Source organism: Rathayibacter sp. AY1C5 (genome assembly GCF_002931705.1).
GTDB lineage: Bacteria > Actinomycetota > Actinomycetes > Actinomycetales > Microbacteriaceae > Rathayibacter.
In genome coordinates, this window is the sequence record NZ_PSWD01000043.1 from 1 (window position 1) to 14,691 (window position 14,691).

A 14,691-nucleotide genomic window follows, 5' to 3' on the forward strand; every position below is an offset into this window, starting at 1 on the left:
TGTGGGTGATGGTGAGCATGTCGGTTCTCCTTCTCGGTTCGGGGGGGGTCAGTCGTTGTCGCGGTAGTCGGCGGGCGTCTCGCTGCGGTCGTGCAGCGCGTACGCGGCCGGGAACAGGTCGAGCGCTCGCGCGACGTCGACCGGAACGACGACGTAGGCGCCGGAGGCCATGTAGCCGACGCGATCCGCGGGCAGCGCCTCCACGGGCTCGAAGTGCTGCAGCGTCACCCCGGGAAGCCCCGCGCGGCCCTCGCGGGTGACCAGGTGCACGGCCGGGGTCTGCTCGGTCACCGGGTCGCGGCCACCGGCGCCGACGATGACCACCTGACGGGCGGTCCGGCTGATCCCGTCCGCTCCGGGTCCGTGGTACTCGCTCTTGATGACCTCGGTACGGGTGCCGCGCTGCTGGCTCATGGTGTGTCTCCCTCTGGCTGATCGTTTTTCTTTGCCTCTCCGGCGGGGAAGACCGTTTGAGTGGAGGCGGCGGAGTGACGCCGATCACGAGCGATGTGAGGGAGCGCAGCGACCGCGTTCGGGATCGGTGGCACGCAGCCGGTGGAGCGAAATAGGTTGAAACCGCGGAGAGGTGAAGAAAACAGGTGGAACGGGCCGCCGTGGCGGCTTCCAACCTGCGGCGCGCGGCGCCGCTGCGCGAGGGCATCTCGCGCCCCCGGAACGGGCTCGGAAGCGTCTAGGACGCGGGAGGATGGGTACCTGGTAGGCAAGCGGCCGACGACGGGAATCCCATGCACCTGCTCGAGCTGACTATCGGACCGCGCCACTTCTCGCTGCCGGTCGACGTCGATCGCGTCGGGCTCACGCAGCGCCTCGAACAGGCGGCGGCCGCCGGCGGCGCCTTCGTAGAGATCCCGACGTCGCGCGGAACGACCTCAGCGTTCGTGACGCCCGCGACTGCCGTGTTCCTGGACGTCATCGACGCCCCCGACGAGACGGCCGACGGCCTGGACCCGCGGACCTCCTCGATCGACGTCGACCTGGTGGACAGGTTTTCTAAGTGGTGACGACGCCGCTCTAGCGACCGCGGTCGCCGCGGTCCGGCGCTGGCGTCGGTGAGGTGGCCGGGATCGCTCGGTCACCGCGCTCGGGCGCCGTGGTCAGCGCCGTGGTGGAGAAGCTGCGAGAGACGGTCGCCTGAGCCTGCGCGAGGGCGGTGTCGATCAGAGGGCGCCCGAACGCAGTGCGCGACTTGTCGACCTCGACAGTGCGCGGCTGCCCTTCCGCGGGGGTGTTGTAGCGGCGGAATCGCATCACGGTGGAGCCGGTATCGGCCAGCTGCTCGGCGGCGAACTCAGGGAGGGACCGACCTCCCGGGCCGGCATAAACGTTCCTGGCGTACTCGCTGGGCACCCATCGACCGCCGAGCTCGTCGGCGCCGGCGAGGGCGCGTTCGTAGGAGTCCTGCCAGCGGCCGGCGATCCGCGCTTCCGACAGCTCGAACGGCACCTCGACGTCGATCACTTCGACGCTGTAGCCGGCTGCCGCGAACCGCTGCCCCAGCTCGACCGCCTTCTCGGGCGAAGAGAGCACGGTGTCGATCACGACGTTCTGGCCGTCCCGAATGGCCGCGTCGCGGAGTTGGATAGCGAGAATGGAAGACTCTTCGTGCACGAGCGAGGCCAGCTCGAGCGGGAAGAACTTCTCCCCCGCTGCCTCGGCGGCGCGGACCTCGGGCGGCAGGATCGTGCTGTCGTAGGTGCCGTCCTTGATCGCTTCGGTGAGCAGCGCCCGCTTGAACTCGTCGGCGTCGATGGTGAGCCAGGCGTTGCGGTCGGTGCCGAGCACGTCTCGGAGAACGGTCGATTTACCGGCACCAGGCGGGCCGGCAAGGATGATCGCCTTCCGCTCTTGGCGCACGTCAGGGAATTGTGCGCGGTAGTCGGCCACAAAGCGGTCGTGTAGTTGTTGCCGCGCACCACGCGGCTCGTAATCCTGGTCGGCGCCGAGCCGGAACCACTCTCGGTTGTTCACCGTCGCGTGTTCGCTCTTGGGGCTCAGCGGCCCGCCCGCTCGCGCCCATGCACGCACTGTCTCGCGGTGCTTGGCGATCGCTGACGAGTCCTCCCCAGTCACCGACCTTGCTCGCTGTAGCGGTCCAGGATCTCGTCGTATGTGTCGACGTCGATGAGGTGCTCACTCAGAGCGCGTCGCACCTCTGCAAACTCTCCCGCGTCCGCGGTCGTCCAGTCGTAGCCGTCGCTAGCTGACCCCGGACGGTAGGACCAACGGCCGAGCTCATCGATGACCTGCTCCTTCGTCAGCTCCCCCGCGTCGTAGCGCTGAGCAATCTCGTAAGGCGTTGCGCCAGAGAATCCGGGCCGCACGTCCGACACTGCGGCCGCGGACTTCAATGCGCTGTTGACGGAGGGCTGTGAGATTCCAATTTCTTGCGCGAGCTGCCTCTGCGTGGTGTCCTCCGCAGCGCGGCGCAGCGCGCGAAGATATGACACCCGCGTTACGACCTGCAAGCTGCGCAGCTTGCGGATGGTCTCCCCATCGGGCCTCTGAATGATCGACACGGCAACCACCTCCTATAGAACATTCTATCTGAGGAGGCTGGCCGCCGATAGAAGTCAGCGGGCGTGAGCGGTCGCCAGCTCGGCCCAGTGGGTCGTGGCGCGCAGCGAGAGCGCTTCGCGCTTCATCGTCCAGACCGGCCCCTTGCGGATCCCGGCGAGGCCCAGTCCGACCGCGGAGCGGCCGTGGCGTTTCGTCACGGCGTCGATCGTGGCGCCCAGACCCTTGGAGTCGAAAGCCGTATCGAACACGTCGAGGAAGGCGTGGGAGTCCTTCGGCGACAGGTTGGTGAGGATGACGCCGGCCCGCACGTAGCGGGCGCCCTCGCGCAGCCGCGGGCGCAACGTCGCGATCGCGGCCTTGACGATACCCACCGGGTCGTCGGTGGGCACGGGGAAGCCGGCGAGGCCGCCGGCGGACTCGTACGGCGCGTCCGCGAACGGCGACGTCGACGCGAAGACGCTCATCGTCTTCGTCACCGACCCCTGCGCGCGCAGGCGGTGCGCGGCGCGTTGCGCGTAGACGGAGAGCACCTGCTCCATGTCCGCGATCGTCGTCACCGGAGTGGCGAACGAGCGCGAGAAGATCAGCTGATCCCGGACGGTGCGGGCCGCCTCGAGCGGGATGCAGTCGACCCCGCGCAGCTCGTAGACGGAGCGCTGCAGCACCACGGAGAACTTCTTCCGGATCAGCGCCGGGTCGGCATCGCGCAGGTCCCGGATCGTGTGGATGGACAGCTCCGCGAGGCGCTTCCCGGTGCGGCCGGCCACTCCCCACAGCTCAGTGACGTGCTGCGACGCCATGAGCGCGTCGAGCTGATCGGGCGTGTACCAGTCGGTGTCGCAGACCCCGCCGAGGCGCGGGTGCTTCTTCGCTCCGCCCTTGTTGACGAACTTCGCGAGCGTCTTGCTCGGCCCGAACCCGACGCAGACGGGCAGGCCGACGTTCTTGGCGACGGCGGCGCGCATCGCGCGGCCGATCTTCGCCCGCTCCGCCACGTCGCCGTCGACGCCGAGGAAGCTCTCGTCGATCGAGTAGACCTCCTGCCAGGCGGAGTATCGGCCCAGCAGCTCCATCACGCGGGCGGACAGCTCGCCGTACAGCTCGTAGTTGCTCGAGCGGGCGATGACCTCCGGAAGACGGCCGGAGCGGATCAGGGGTTCGATCTTGAACCAGGGGGTGCCGTTCTCGATGCCGAGCTTCTTCACCTCGTCGGAGCGGGCGACCACGCAGCCGTCGTTGTTCGAGAGGACGACAACGGGCCGGCCGGCGAGCTTGGGGTCGAATAGCCGCTCGCAGGAGACGTAGAAGCTGTTCACGTCGACCAGGCCGACGCGCCGCTCAGAGCGCACGGTGCAGCCGGTGGAGACAGACCGTGACGACGCCCCACACCTGGAGGTCACTCAGCTCGGCGACGTGGATCGGCGGGTACTCCGGGTTCTCCGCCCGCAGCACCACTCCCCCGGGGTGCAGCTCGAGGCGCTTGACGGTCAGCTCGCCGTCGAGGATCGCGATGACCACGCTCCCGTGCGTCGGCGTGATCGACCGGTCGACCACGAGCTCGTCGCCGTCGCTGATGCCCGCGCCGGTCATGCTCTCGCCCGAGACGCGGACGATGAACGTCGAGGTCTTGTCCCGGATGAGGTGGTCGTTGAGGTCGAGGGACCCGTCGAAGTAGTCCTGTGCCGGCGACGGGAACCCGGCAGCCACCGCGTCACTGGTGACGAGGAAGGCGACGGCGACGGCGTCCGAGGCCGGAGTCGCGATGCGCTCCACAACGGTCACGCTCATGGTCGGCCCCCTCCTCGTCTCATCGAACATATGTTCGAATGCGTCCGAGTGTAGGTCGGCCCCACCGACACTCGCTCCCAGCCCGCGCACCGAGCGGGATCGGGTGCTCATACCGGGCGAGTCCTACCCAGATACCTATATAGGTATCTGGGTAGTTTGCTAGGTGGATAGATAGCCATATAGGTTTGCGGCATGCAGACAATGATGATCTACAGCGAGAGCGGCGGTGCGACGAAGAGCACCACCGCGGTCTCCCTGGCGATGGTGGCGGCCGAGGAGGGGCGGCGGGTGATCCTGATCGACCTGGATCCGCGTGGCGCGACCACGAAGTGGCTCGACGCGCAGCCCGTCGACGTCGGGCTCGACGTCGGAGCGATCCTGGGTAACGCCGACCCGAGGGGATGGGCGGACGAGCTCGCCGTGCCTTCGCCCTTTCACTCGAACCTTCGAGTGATCCCGTCCGACCGCAGCGTGAGCGCACGCGAAACGGACGATCCCGGAGAAGTCGGGCATCGCTTGGCGGACTCGCTCGAGGATGTGCCTGCGGACCTCGCGATCATCGACTGCCCGAACCGCCAGGGCGGGTCGCTGATCTACAACGCCCTGACGGCGGCGGAGTCAGTGATCTACGCCGCCACGCCCACCGCTGACGGCGTGGACGGATTCATTGGTGCACAGGAGAGTGTGCGCCGCTACAACGACCTCAGCGACCGCGCAGCGGTCGAGGAGGCCGGCATCATCGTTGGCGGCTACAAGGAGACGATCACGCCGCGAGAGGCTACGCACAGCATCGAGCAGATGCGAGAGACGGGGCTTCTCCTGACTCCGCTCGTCCCGCACCGGACCATCGTCGGAGAGGTCCGGTACTCGCACGACTGGTACGGCAACTTCCGCAAGGGCGCACCCGTCGCCGCCGCATACCGTGAACTCGCACGAAAGGTCATCCGATGACGAACGAAGATCGCCCCGCCAGCCTCCCGCGCCGAGCACAGCCGGCGCCCGACCGCAGCGACCCGATCGCGTCCAAGCCTCGTCCGGCTCCGACGCCCGCACCGGCGCCGGTAGCAGCCCCGGTATCGCGGGCGAATGCGGGCACGGCGGCCACGCCGCCGCGGAAGCAGCCCACGGAGGTTCTGCATGTGGACGTCGATGCCGAGCTGTCGTACTACGTCCAAGACCTGCGAGCCGCGACCGGTCGCACTAAGAAGAACATCGTGGAAACGGCCCTGAGCGAGTACCGCGACCGGAACCCGCTCAGCTGAGCCCGAGCCCCTCGAAGATAGCCAGATACCTATATAGGTATCTGGCTATCTTGATTCTCATGCAGAATCTAAATGGCGCTGTTGCACCAGGAGCGAACGGCGGATTCGAATCGCTCTGGATCGGCGTTCCATTCGAGGGCGTGGCCGGCGGGGTCGCTGGCGATCAGCGTCGCATTCACGTGCGCGTTGCTGAACGAACGGGAGTCGCTGAACGGCGTGGTGCGATCACCCCCCGAATGAATCAGGAGCACCGGTATGCGTAGTGGTGCGGCTGCGTCTATCCAGTCGAGTGCTTTGAAGTTGAGAGGAACTGGTGAGCCCAGTAGACGACTGACACCGCGGGCGCCGAGAGCCCATGTGGCGGCCGCAGCGACGACACGGGGGACTCCGGCGTTAGCGGCGCTGAAGAGCACGCTGTTGCGCCAACTGAGGACGGGGGAGACAAGGATCAAGCCTGCGATTCTGGATCGGTGCGACGAGCTCGTGGCGAGGCGCAACGCCATTGAGGCGCCGCTGGACCAGCCGACGAGGACGACCCGGCGCGCTCCCCGCTCGAGAGCGAGCGCGATCGCAGCGTCGACGTCGACCCATTCGGTCTGACCGAGCGTGAACGCATTGAGTGGCGCCGTTGGGCCTTCTCCGTCACCGCGGAAGGAAGGCACCAGTGAGGTGTAGCCGGTGCCTCTGAGTGCATGCACGGAGCGAAAGGCAGCGTCTCGGCCGGACAGACTGCCGTGGATGTGGATCGCCCAAGTGTCTGCGGCGTCTCCTTTGCCGGAAAACAACCAGGCAGGCGCCTGTCCAAGCTCGGTTTCGACGGTCACCTCGCGGGCGTCCGGGTCGAGTTCTCGGGCCGTCGCGAACACATTCCCGATGGGTCGACTCAGGGAGCCGGCCGTGGGGGAGGGGGCATCAGCATTGAGTGTGAGGATGCGTTCGATCCCGTCTGGTCCGCTTCGCAGGATCGGACCGAGGACCGCGTGGCGGGTTTCGTCGTCGTAGAGCAGGCCGAGCTTGCCGTTCTGCTTCGTGATCGGAGTAGGACCGAGGACGATGCGATCGGGCGTCGGAACCGCGACGATCGGTGTTGGGCGGCTGCGCTGCGGTCGGATGACACGGCGCGCAACGGTGGCGACGACCGCGGCTCCGGCGACGCCGACACCAACTGCGGGGATCGCGACCCAGAGTGCGCTCACCGGCTATGCGGCCTTCCGGAAGCCGCCGCCGATCACTCGCGGAGTGAACGCCTGGTCGGGAGCGATGAGCGTGCGGACCCGAGCGACAGCTGCATTCTCGTCAAAGGTGAACGCGCCCTCTCCGCGAACCTCAGCGTTCTTCGTGAGCACGAGGATCTGTTGAGCGTGTGCGATCAATCGCCGGTCGCTCAGGTAGGTCGTGAACGGTGGTCGCTCGATGAGGCCGTGTCGGACGGCGGCCTTCGATGCTCGAGCGACGTCGATCCGGCGACGGAGAGGAACGACGATCGCCGTCCACCCGATGCCGAGCATGATGATGAGAAGACCGAGGAAGAACGGTATCTCAGCGGCGTTCCACGCGGAGTAGCGGAAGGCGTCTCCGCCGTAGCCGAAGTGAGAGGCTGTGAGGAAGGCAATCTCGATCAAGCAGCCGATCGTGGTGATGGCGAATCCGGTGATGAAGACGAGCTGAACCCCGCGCCAGTTGCGACGCGCGTTGATGATCGAGGAGACGGATAGCCACACGAGAGTCGCCATGTAGGCCGATCCGTAGAGCCAGACGGCGGTCTGGTCGAGGCGGTCGATGATGAAGTCGACGCTTGTGCGGCCCCGGTTGCCGATCAGCAGGAACGGCACGATGTAGGAGCCGAACATGATCGCCAGGCCCCACCGACTGCCGACGCGGCCTTCGCCGCCGGCGCGCCGTCCGAGCGCTTCGCGGAAGAACCAGAAGGCCGATGCTGCTGCCAGGTCGCGGACGAGGGTGATGACGTTGGTGCCACCCAGTAGCGCGTCATATGTGAAGAAGGGGATGGGGAATCCGTAGGTGGAGAGTGCGACGGCACCGCTCACCGTGGCCCAGAAAGCGGGACGCGCTGCGGGCTTCGCTGCGGCGCGAGGAGCCCGCACAAGCACCAGCGCAATGAGAAGCGCTAGGCAAACCTGTTGGATCATCCGAAATACGTTTCTTCGCTCGTCCGATTGAGTGTCTGGATACGGCGGACCATCGCGAAAGCTACTTCCTCGATGGCAATCTCCGCCTTCGCTTCTGTGCTTTCTGGATCATCTGTCGGGGCACAGAGGTGTGTGGCTCCGTGCCGCCGGCCCGGATGGATCAGCCGCGGGATCTGCTCGCTGAACCAGGCGTCCGGAGCGTAGACGAAGAGGATGTGCGCAAGCTCATGGCACGCGTTCTGGCTCTGGTAGTGGAGCTCGTCGCTCTCTCGGCAGACGACGGTGCCGAACTCGGCTGTGTCGATCCAGAGCCCTGTCACTGATTTGAGGTCAGCGCTGGCGGAGGCGATCAGATAGATCGGCTTGCCGTAGACCTTCTCGACGGACGATTGAAGATCGTCCCACGTCGCGGCGGCCGGAAGTCCGAGCCTGCTCACGAACTCGTCGGCCGCCTGAACGATCGATCCACTGCGGCCTTGGCCACTGCGGCGGAGCATCCGCCACCGGCCGCGACCTCGTTCCGTGGAGTCTGACGGCATCGATGGACTCCGTTCGCCTGGCCGGGAGAAGCTCATCCACTTTAGACGGCATTCCGGGCGCGAGCGGAGCTGCGTGGCCCTACAGGACGGCGCGGCCGGCTATCGACGTAGCTCGGTGACGATTTCGGACACGACGGCGGCGATGCCGCGTAGCTCGTCGGGCTCGATTGTTCCGAGCGATCGGGCGGCGACGCGCTCGATGCCGAGCGAGCGCATGGTGCCGTCGAACCCGAGGCGGGCTTCCACGGCCTCGACCAGCTCGGGGTCGTCTCTGAGCAAGTAGTCGGGGTCGACGTCGAGTGCTTCGGCCACGGCGAAGAGCACTTCGACTCGTGGTGCCGAGGGGAGTTGCCCGGCCATGAGCAGGCCCCATTCCTGGCGATCGATCGAGGCCCCGCTGAGGAGAAGGATCTCGGAAATTCTGGTGCGGGAGGTAGTGGCGTCGAGGCCTCGTGAAGTGAAGACCAGTGAGAGACGACGCGCCAATTCGGCGGGACGTAGAGCGCTGGATTCCTCAGTCGGCATGGATTCGCCGTCTGTGACGTAGCTGACCAGTTCCTTAAAGGCTACTCGGCCCTGAAGCTGCTTCACGAGCGAGTCCAAATCGGCGTTCGTGGCGTGCGCGAGCGCGAGAAGAACAGGGACAGGCATGTCCCGTTCTCCCTTGATGTACCGAAGGACGGTCCGGTAGGGCAGGCCGGCTCGCTCAGCCGCGGCCTTCACGTTGAAACCGGCGTCGTAGATGGCGCTCTTGACGGCCTCGCCTATGACGGCATTGACGTTCGTTGAGTCCACCTCCACACCACGATTCTAGGTCGGCGGCTACCGACGTGCCGTCAGTGTAGACAGTCAGTGTCCCATTTGGGCATCTACGAGTGTCCAAACGGGCAGTTTGGGACTAGATTGTGATGAAGGCAACGAGGGGAACCAACGACATGAAGCACACGAAGCACACCGGCACCGGCCTCTGCGCCGCGATGGCCGCTGCGGCTGTGCTCGCATTGGCAGGGTGCTCGGGCGCTGCTCCCGAAACAGCACGAACTGCACCGACGCCGACCGCCCAGATCCCTTCTGCATCGGGCTCGACTGCGGCCAGCACGGCTGAGGCGACGCCGACTGCGGCCGCCGCTCCGGTCGACTCTGAGCCGGTTCCCGTTCCGGGAGTCGAGAACGACGCGCTTGCCCTCGCGGCCTCGGCAGTGACGGCGTTCTGCCGCCCGACGCTCGACTACGACACCTGGATCGCGGAGCTCTACCCGTTCCTGACTCAGCAAGCGGCGATCGCCTACGAGACGGTCGATCCGATGAACGTGCCCTGCACGTCGTTGACCGGCGATGCTCGGGTCCGGGACGGCGACGGCACGTTCACCATTCGCGTTCTGGTGCCCACCGACGCTGGGGACTACTCGGTCTACGTCCACCGTGCTGTAGAGACGGCGCCCTGGGGCGTCGAGCAGATCACCCCCCTGGCCTCGGAGTAGGCCGGTGCAGAAGGGGGGAATTGGGGTACTGGCGGCGGTTATGGTGCCGATCGTCACCGTGGCGCTACTGCTGTGGGTGCTGTTCTTCGGCGGATCGGCCGCGGCCGCATGCCTACCTGGTGGAGGCCCGGTCAACGTGTCCGCGATCCCGGCGGACGCGAAGGTCGGGGCCTACGGGCACGACCAGCTCGTGAACGCAGCACTGATCGTCAATGCAGGTGCAGCGAAGGGGCTCGGCGCGGACGGGCAGACGCTCGGTGTCCAGACGGCGATCGGGGAGTCCTCGCTGGTGAATATCACCTACGGCGACGGCGCGATCAACCCGGACGGATCGGTCGCTGACTCGATCGGCCTGTTCCAGCAGCAGTCGAGCTGGGGCACCGTCGAGCAGCGCATGGACCCGACGACCTCGGCGGGCTTCTTCTACGACCGCCTCGTGGCCGTCGAGGGCTGGCCGGCAATGGAGCCCTCCATCGCGATCAACAAGGTCCAGCGCAACGCCGACCCGAACCACTACACGAAGTACCGCGCCGACGCCGTGGCGATCATGACCTACCTGAACGGGCTCGGTAGCAGCACGACGGGGCCGGCGACGACCGGCGCACCGGTCAGTGTTCCGTCGACGCCGACCAGCACCACGCCTACGACGGCTGCGCCGGTCGGTGGATGCGTAGCCGTGTCCGGAGACGCGCAGGCCCTCGCCGCCGGACTCGTGACGGCGATGGACGAGGGGCGCCTGCGCCTACTCGAGGACCGCTACGCGCAGCAGATCCGCGACATGGCCGCCGGGACCGCCAAAGAGAACTGCGGCATCGACGTCCGGATCCTCCAGGTCATCACCATCGCGCTGAACACGTTCGGGAAGGTCGGCGTCTCCGACCTCAACCGACAGTGCACCGGCTCGCTCCTGGGCGCAGGCACCGGCTCCTCGCACTGGATCAATGGCGGCGGTCACGCGGTCGACTTCTTCTCCTTCGACGGCACGGCCACCACCGGCTGCGACCCCAACGCGCTGAAACTCCTCACCGTTCTGGACCCGCAGGTGCCCCAGGGCTCCCGGGCCGGCCAAATCCAGTGCCGCTCGACCAGCTACGAGCACATCACTCAGTTCACCGATACCCCGAACCACCTCCACTTCGACGTGGGGTTCGCGGACGGACCCCTCACCACCGGATAACCGGACCTCTTCGGCGTCGCGACCGCGACGTCGATCCCCCCAGCACCACCAACGAAACGGAGCACCTCATGTCCCTGCTCGCAGCGACGACCGACATCCTCACCACCGCAGGCGCGCTCGGCGCCGTCGTGCCCGACCCGGGACCCGGCGGCATGCCCCCCGGGTTCGAGGCCTTTACCACCGTCATGGGCTGGGCCAAGTGGGTCGGCCTCGGCGTCGCCGTCGTCGGCCTGATCATCCTCGGCGTCACCATGACCGTCTCCGCCCGCCGCGGCGAAGGCGGAGAGATCGGCGGCTGGCTCGGCCGCCTGCTCGTCGGCGTGATCATCGTGTCCGCCGCGTTCACGATCGTCGGCTTCCTCATGGGCGCGTAGCGTCCGGAGGAAACCGACCGCATCACCAACGAAAGGCACGACGTCATGAGCGACACGGAGTCCCGCAACCCGTTCACCAGTCGAGGATTCATCTTCGGAGCCATCATCTTCGGAGTCCTCGTGCTGGCGGCGATCCTCCTCGCGATTACGTCCCTGGGCGGAGGTGGCGGGCAGAGTGCTCCCGCCACCTCCGCGACGCCCGCCGTCACCGCCTCACCGGAAACCGACACCGCCGCAGCAAGCGTCTGCAACCTTCCCGGTTACGACGAGAGCGGAACGCTCTCGACGGCACCTGTCACCGACTGGACCATCGTCGGCACGATGGCCGCACCGTCGTCGGACACCGCCGGCCCCGGCGTGATCGGAGAGGACGGGCTGCGCAGCTGCTACGCGCACACCGTCGAAGGATCGCTCTTCTCGGTGGCGAACCTCTGGGCGATGGGAACGGATGGGCGCCTGGCCGACGCCGTTCTCGAGCGCCAGACCGCGCCTGGCGCTGGTCGCGATGCCGCGATCGCCGCGGACATTCCCCAGAGCAACACCGGAGGCAGTGTCCAGATCGTCGGCTTCCGCGTGAGCTCGTACACCGCGGACGAAGCCACGATCGACATCGCCTTCCGCTCTAACACCAATCAGCTCCTCAGCTTCCCCGCTCCCGTGACGTGGGTCGACGGCGACTGGAAGTCGGTGTTGACCGCTGACGGTCAGCCGCCGTTCCGTCCGACCGCACTCACCAGCTTGGGCGGCTATATCCCTTGGGCAGGTACCGAATGACAGTGACTCCACCCGCAGGCGAGCCCTGCGCAGCGTGGGACGTCGTGTGCTGGTCATCAGCAGGCATCGGCGAAGTCGTCTCGAAGGCGTCTAACGACGCCTTGCAGCAGTTCGTGAACAACATCTTGGAGGGCTTCGGCAAAGCGGTCGTCTCGCTCGGCACCCTCTGGGTGAACGTTCCCTCCCCGGTGACCGTGGTCGACCGGGGAGGCGGCGTTAACGGTGGCGGTACCCCGCCCCTGCCGGAAGCGTTCGAGACGATCCTCGGCTACGTGACGTGGGTCGCGGCGGGCCTCGCGGTCATGTCGCTCATCATCGCCGGCGTCATGATGAGCACCCGTCGCCGCCACGGCGACGGCGAGGCGCACATGGGACGCATCGGCGTCATCATCTTCGCCGTCTTCCTGCTCTCCTCCGCCTCAGCGCTCGTCACGGGGTTCCTACCCCTGGCGCTGCACCTCAACGAATCTTCGAGCGTCGTCGGCTGGGTGCAAGGGCAGCTCGAGTGGTACGCCGGAGGACTCGCGATCCTGTCGATCCTCGTCGCCGCCGGCCGCATGGTCTGGACGCAGCGTGCGGGCGAGTTGCGCACCCTCGCCCGGTCGGTACTGACGCTGATCGCCGTCGCCGGCGCGGGACTCGTCGTGATCCGTCTCGCCACGCAGGCAGGCGACGCCTTCTCGATCTGGATCCTCAACAACTCCACCGACTGCGACGTCACCAACGGTGAGAGCAACTGCTTCGGCACGAACATCTTCGCGATGATTTCGCTGACCGCAACGTCGGGTATCGGCCTCATCGGCTTGTTCCTCCTCGGCATCCTCGCCGTGCTCATGACCTACGTTCAGATCGCGCTCATGGTGTTCCGCGGCGCGATGCTCGTCGTCCTCGCCGGCATCTTCCCGATCGCTGCGGCCGCGACCAATACGGAAATCGGGCAGCAGTGGTTCAAGAAGACGATGGCCTGGACCCTCGCCTTCATCCTCTACAAGCCCGCCGCGGCGATCGTCTACGCGATCGCGTTCCGGATGACCGGCACTGATCTGTTCAAGTCGGACGGGACCGGGCTGTTCCAGATCGTCACGGGCCTCGCGCTGATGCTCATCGCGCTCGTGGCCCTGCCCGCGCTGATGCGCTTCCTCGTCCCCGCTGTCGCCTCGGTGGGCGGTGGCGGTGGCGGTGCAGGCCTCCTGCTCGGTGCGGCCGCGGCCGGTGGAGCGGCGGAGATTGCCAGCGGAGCAATCCGCTCGCGCAGCGGAGGCGACAGCGGCGGGGGCGGAGGGTCGCCCGGCGGCGGTGGCTTCGGCTCCGCACCGTCCGGCAGTAGCGCCTCCGCCGGCAGCAAGGGGTCACCCGCGGCGACTCCGGCCGCCTCCGGTGCAGGCGGCGGCGCAGCAGCAGGCGGTGGCGCAGCTGGCGGAGCTGCGGCCGGCGGTGGTGCGGCAGCGGGCGGTGCGGCGGCAGGCGGTGGTGCCGCAGCCGCGGCAGGAGGCCCGATCGGTGTCGGCCTTGCGGTGGCAGGGAAGGCCGCCGAAGGCGCGAAGCACGCAGCAGGGGCGGTCAAGGCCGCCACGGACGACGCCACTGGCGGCAACGGAAGCGGGAACTGATGAGCACGGCAACTCCTACGCGCAGCGCTGAGGCGCCGCGCACGTACGGCAATTGGCGTCGCCCGCAGACTGCGGGACTCGGCGGCCTCGGACAGCTCGCCACGGGCGTGCTGTTCGTCGGCATCCTCTCCTCGATCATCGCGTCGATGTTCTCCGGCCTCGTGGCCGCGCTGATCGTCGCCGCGATCTTCGGCGGGATCTTGCTGACGGTTTCGGTGAAGGACAAGCACGGGCAGAGCGCCCTCGGAAGGACGGTGAATCGCGTGAACTGGATGCGGACGAAGGCCAAGGGAGCGAACGTCTACCGTTCAGGTCCCGCGGGTCGGGCGAAATGGGGCACCTTCCAGCTCCCCGGACTCGCTGCGGCGTCGCAGCTCTCCGAGCACGAGGACTCGCACGGGCGCCGATTCGCTCTCGTGCACGTCCCCTCCACCAAGCACTACACCGTCGTAATCGCTACCGAGCCGGACGGCGCCGCGCTGGTGGATCAGGAGCAGGTCAACAACCAGGTCGCGGAGTACGGCATTTGGCTCTCCAACCTTGGAGACGAGCCCGGCATCGAGGCCGCCTCCGTCACCGTCGAGACGGCCCCCGACACCGGTACGCGCCTGCGCTCGGAGGTCGAGGGGTCGATGGACCCGGATGCGCCGGAGTTCGCTCGAGCGATGCTCTCGGAGGTCGTGAGCAGCTACCCGGTCGGGTCTGCCACGATCCGCGCCTACGTCGCGATCACCTTCTCTTCCCTGTCTCGCATCGGCGGGAAGCGCCGCAACGCGAAGGAGGTCGCCGCCGACCTCGCCGCCCGCCTGCCCGGCCTGACGACGAGCCTTGCCGCGACAGGGGCCGGCGCTGCCCGGCCGCTCGGTGCTCAGGAGCTGTGCGAGGTGATCCGGATCGCCTACGACCCCGCCGCCGCCGTCCTGATCGATGAGGCCCGCGCCTCCGGGGACGTGCCCGAGCTGTCGTGGACGGACGTCGGCCCCGCGGCCGCGGAGTCC

The 14,691-nt window shown here is 67.4% G+C and carries 18 protein-coding genes; 9 read left to right on the top strand and 9 right to left on the bottom strand.

Going from position 1 to position 14,691, the window contains the following annotated elements:
• Positions 1-48: 48 nt before the first annotated feature.
• Positions 49-414 carry a hypothetical protein gene (locus C5C57_RS16785; protein WP_104234443.1) on the bottom strand — a complete coding sequence of 122 codons (366 nt, stop codon included), beginning with the start codon at positions 412-414 and terminating at the stop codon, positions 49-51.
• A gap of 332 nt (positions 415-746) precedes the next feature.
• On the opposite strand from C5C57_RS16785, the gene C5C57_RS16790 reads away from it, so the two are divergent.
• Entirely contained in the window at positions 747-1,022 is a 276-nt protein-coding gene (locus C5C57_RS16790; protein WP_104234442.1) for a hypothetical protein, read from the top strand.
• Between the two features lie 10 nt (positions 1,023-1,032).
• On the opposite strand, the gene C5C57_RS16795 is transcribed toward C5C57_RS16790, so the two are convergent.
• The 4 genes from C5C57_RS16795 to C5C57_RS16810 are packed head-to-tail and all read right to left on the bottom strand — an operon-like array spanning position 1,033 to position 4,326.
• Entirely contained in the window at positions 1,033-2,091 is a 1,059-nt protein-coding gene (locus C5C57_RS16795) for a zeta toxin family protein (RefSeq protein WP_181028843.1), read from the bottom strand.
• Positions 2,088-2,537 (bottom strand): winged helix-turn-helix transcriptional regulator, encoded by a 450-nt coding sequence (locus C5C57_RS16800; protein ID WP_104234441.1) that lies wholly within the window; start codon positions 2,535-2,537, stop codon positions 2,088-2,090. The genes C5C57_RS16795 and C5C57_RS16800 overlap by 4 nt, the downstream gene beginning before the upstream one ends.
• Positions 2,538-2,591: 54 nt before the next feature.
• Complete coding sequence (locus C5C57_RS16805) at positions 2,592-3,887, bottom strand: Y-family DNA polymerase (protein ID WP_104234440.1); 1,296 nt, start codon at positions 3,885-3,887, stop codon at positions 2,592-2,594.
• Entirely contained in the window at positions 3,877-4,326 is a 450-nt protein-coding gene (locus C5C57_RS16810) for a LexA family transcriptional regulator (RefSeq protein ID WP_104234439.1), read from the bottom strand. Before C5C57_RS16810 ends, C5C57_RS16805 begins: the two co-directional genes overlap by 11 nt.
• Before the next feature lie 192 nt (positions 4,327-4,518).
• On the opposite strand from C5C57_RS16810, the gene C5C57_RS16815 reads away from it, so the two are divergent.
• Both C5C57_RS16815 and C5C57_RS17860 read left to right on the top strand, forming a co-directional pair.
• Positions 4,519-5,277, top strand: coding sequence for a ParA family protein (locus C5C57_RS16815; protein ID WP_104234438.1), 759 nt, complete (start codon positions 4,519-4,521; stop codon positions 5,275-5,277).
• Positions 5,274-5,588 carry a hypothetical protein gene (locus tag C5C57_RS17860; RefSeq protein ID WP_146079344.1) on the top strand — a complete coding sequence of 105 codons (315 nt, stop codon included), beginning with the start codon at positions 5,274-5,276 and terminating at the stop codon, positions 5,586-5,588. Before C5C57_RS16815 ends, C5C57_RS17860 begins: the two co-directional genes overlap by 4 nt.
• A 68-nt stretch (positions 5,589-5,656) precedes the next feature.
• Here the strand turns inward: C5C57_RS17860 and C5C57_RS16820 are convergent, their stop codons facing one another.
• The 4 genes from C5C57_RS16820 to C5C57_RS16835 form a co-directional block, all read right to left on the bottom strand.
• A complete protein-coding gene (locus C5C57_RS16820) occupies positions 5,657-6,784 on the bottom strand; it encodes a S9 family peptidase (protein WP_104234437.1) in 1,128 nt (375 codons plus the stop codon).
• Positions 6,785-6,787: 3 nt separating this feature from the next.
• Positions 6,788-7,738 (bottom strand): hypothetical protein, encoded by a 951-nt coding sequence (locus C5C57_RS16825; protein WP_104234436.1) that lies wholly within the window; start codon positions 7,736-7,738, stop codon positions 6,788-6,790.
• A complete protein-coding gene (locus tag C5C57_RS16830; protein ID WP_146079343.1) occupies positions 7,735-8,277 on the bottom strand; it encodes a hypothetical protein in 543 nt (180 codons plus the stop codon). Before C5C57_RS16830 ends, C5C57_RS16825 begins: the two co-directional genes overlap by 4 nt.
• A gap of 99 nt (positions 8,278-8,376) precedes the next feature.
• Positions 8,377-9,078: a helix-turn-helix transcriptional regulator gene (locus C5C57_RS16835; protein ID WP_104234434.1), complete on the bottom strand. Its 702-nt coding sequence runs from the start codon at positions 9,076-9,078 to the stop codon at positions 8,377-8,379.
• Positions 9,079-9,212: 134 nt separating this feature from the next.
• On the opposite strand from C5C57_RS16835, the gene C5C57_RS17865 reads away from it, so the two are divergent.
• From C5C57_RS17865 to C5C57_RS16865, 6 genes are all read left to right on the top strand, one after another.
• Positions 9,213-9,758 carry a hypothetical protein gene (locus C5C57_RS17865; RefSeq protein ID WP_146079342.1) on the top strand — a complete coding sequence of 182 codons (546 nt, stop codon included), beginning with the start codon at positions 9,213-9,215 and terminating at the stop codon, positions 9,756-9,758.
• Between the two features lie 58 nt (positions 9,759-9,816).
• Positions 9,817-10,935, top strand: coding sequence for a hypothetical protein (locus tag C5C57_RS16845; RefSeq protein ID WP_258065705.1), 1,119 nt, complete (start codon positions 9,817-9,819; stop codon positions 10,933-10,935).
• A gap of 68 nt (positions 10,936-11,003) precedes the next feature.
• The gene (locus tag C5C57_RS16850) at positions 11,004-11,309 is read left to right on the top strand and encodes a hypothetical protein (protein WP_104234431.1); all 306 of its coding nucleotides are present in this window, start codon (positions 11,004-11,006) and stop codon (positions 11,307-11,309) included.
• 45 nt (positions 11,310-11,354) lie between these two features.
• Positions 11,355-12,083, top strand: coding sequence for a hypothetical protein (locus C5C57_RS16855; protein ID WP_104234430.1), 729 nt, complete (start codon positions 11,355-11,357; stop codon positions 12,081-12,083).
• Positions 12,084-12,085: 2 nt separating this feature from the next.
• Positions 12,086-13,693, top strand: a complete 1,608-nt coding sequence (locus tag C5C57_RS16860; protein WP_146079341.1) for a hypothetical protein — start codon at positions 12,086-12,088, stop codon at positions 13,691-13,693.
• On the top strand, positions 13,693-14,691 hold a 999-nt coding region (locus C5C57_RS16865; RefSeq protein ID WP_146082470.1), incomplete at its 3' end, for an SCO6880 family protein. The genes C5C57_RS16860 and C5C57_RS16865, both read left to right, overlap by 1 nt.

Coding starts and splice junctions, on each gene's coding strand:
- C5C57_RS17860 (WP_146079344.1), top strand. CDS start 5,274: ATGACGAACGAAGATCGCCCCGCCAGCCTCCCGCGCCGAGCACAGCCG.
- C5C57_RS16810 (WP_104234439.1), bottom strand. CDS start 4,326: ATGAGCGTGACCGTTGTGGAGCGCATCGCGACTCCGGCCTCGGACGCC.
- C5C57_RS16855 (WP_104234430.1), top strand. CDS start 11,355: ATGAGCGACACGGAGTCCCGCAACCCGTTCACCAGTCGAGGATTCATC.
- C5C57_RS17865 (WP_146079342.1), top strand. CDS start 9,213: ATGAAGCACACGAAGCACACCGGCACCGGCCTCTGCGCCGCGATGGCC.
- C5C57_RS16815 (WP_104234438.1), top strand. CDS start 4,519: ATGCAGACAATGATGATCTACAGCGAGAGCGGCGGTGCGACGAAGAGC.
- C5C57_RS16825 (WP_104234436.1), bottom strand. CDS start 7,738: ATGATCCAACAGGTTTGCCTAGCGCTTCTCATTGCGCTGGTGCTTGTG.
- C5C57_RS16850 (WP_104234431.1), top strand. CDS start 11,004: ATGTCCCTGCTCGCAGCGACGACCGACATCCTCACCACCGCAGGCGCG.
- C5C57_RS16790 (WP_104234442.1), top strand. CDS start 747: ATGCACCTGCTCGAGCTGACTATCGGACCGCGCCACTTCTCGCTGCCG.
- C5C57_RS16830 (WP_146079343.1), bottom strand. CDS start 8,277: ATGCCGTCAGACTCCACGGAACGAGGTCGCGGCCGGTGGCGGATGCTC.
- C5C57_RS16785 (WP_104234443.1), bottom strand. CDS start 414: ATGAGCCAGCAGCGCGGCACCCGTACCGAGGTCATCAAGAGCGAGTAC.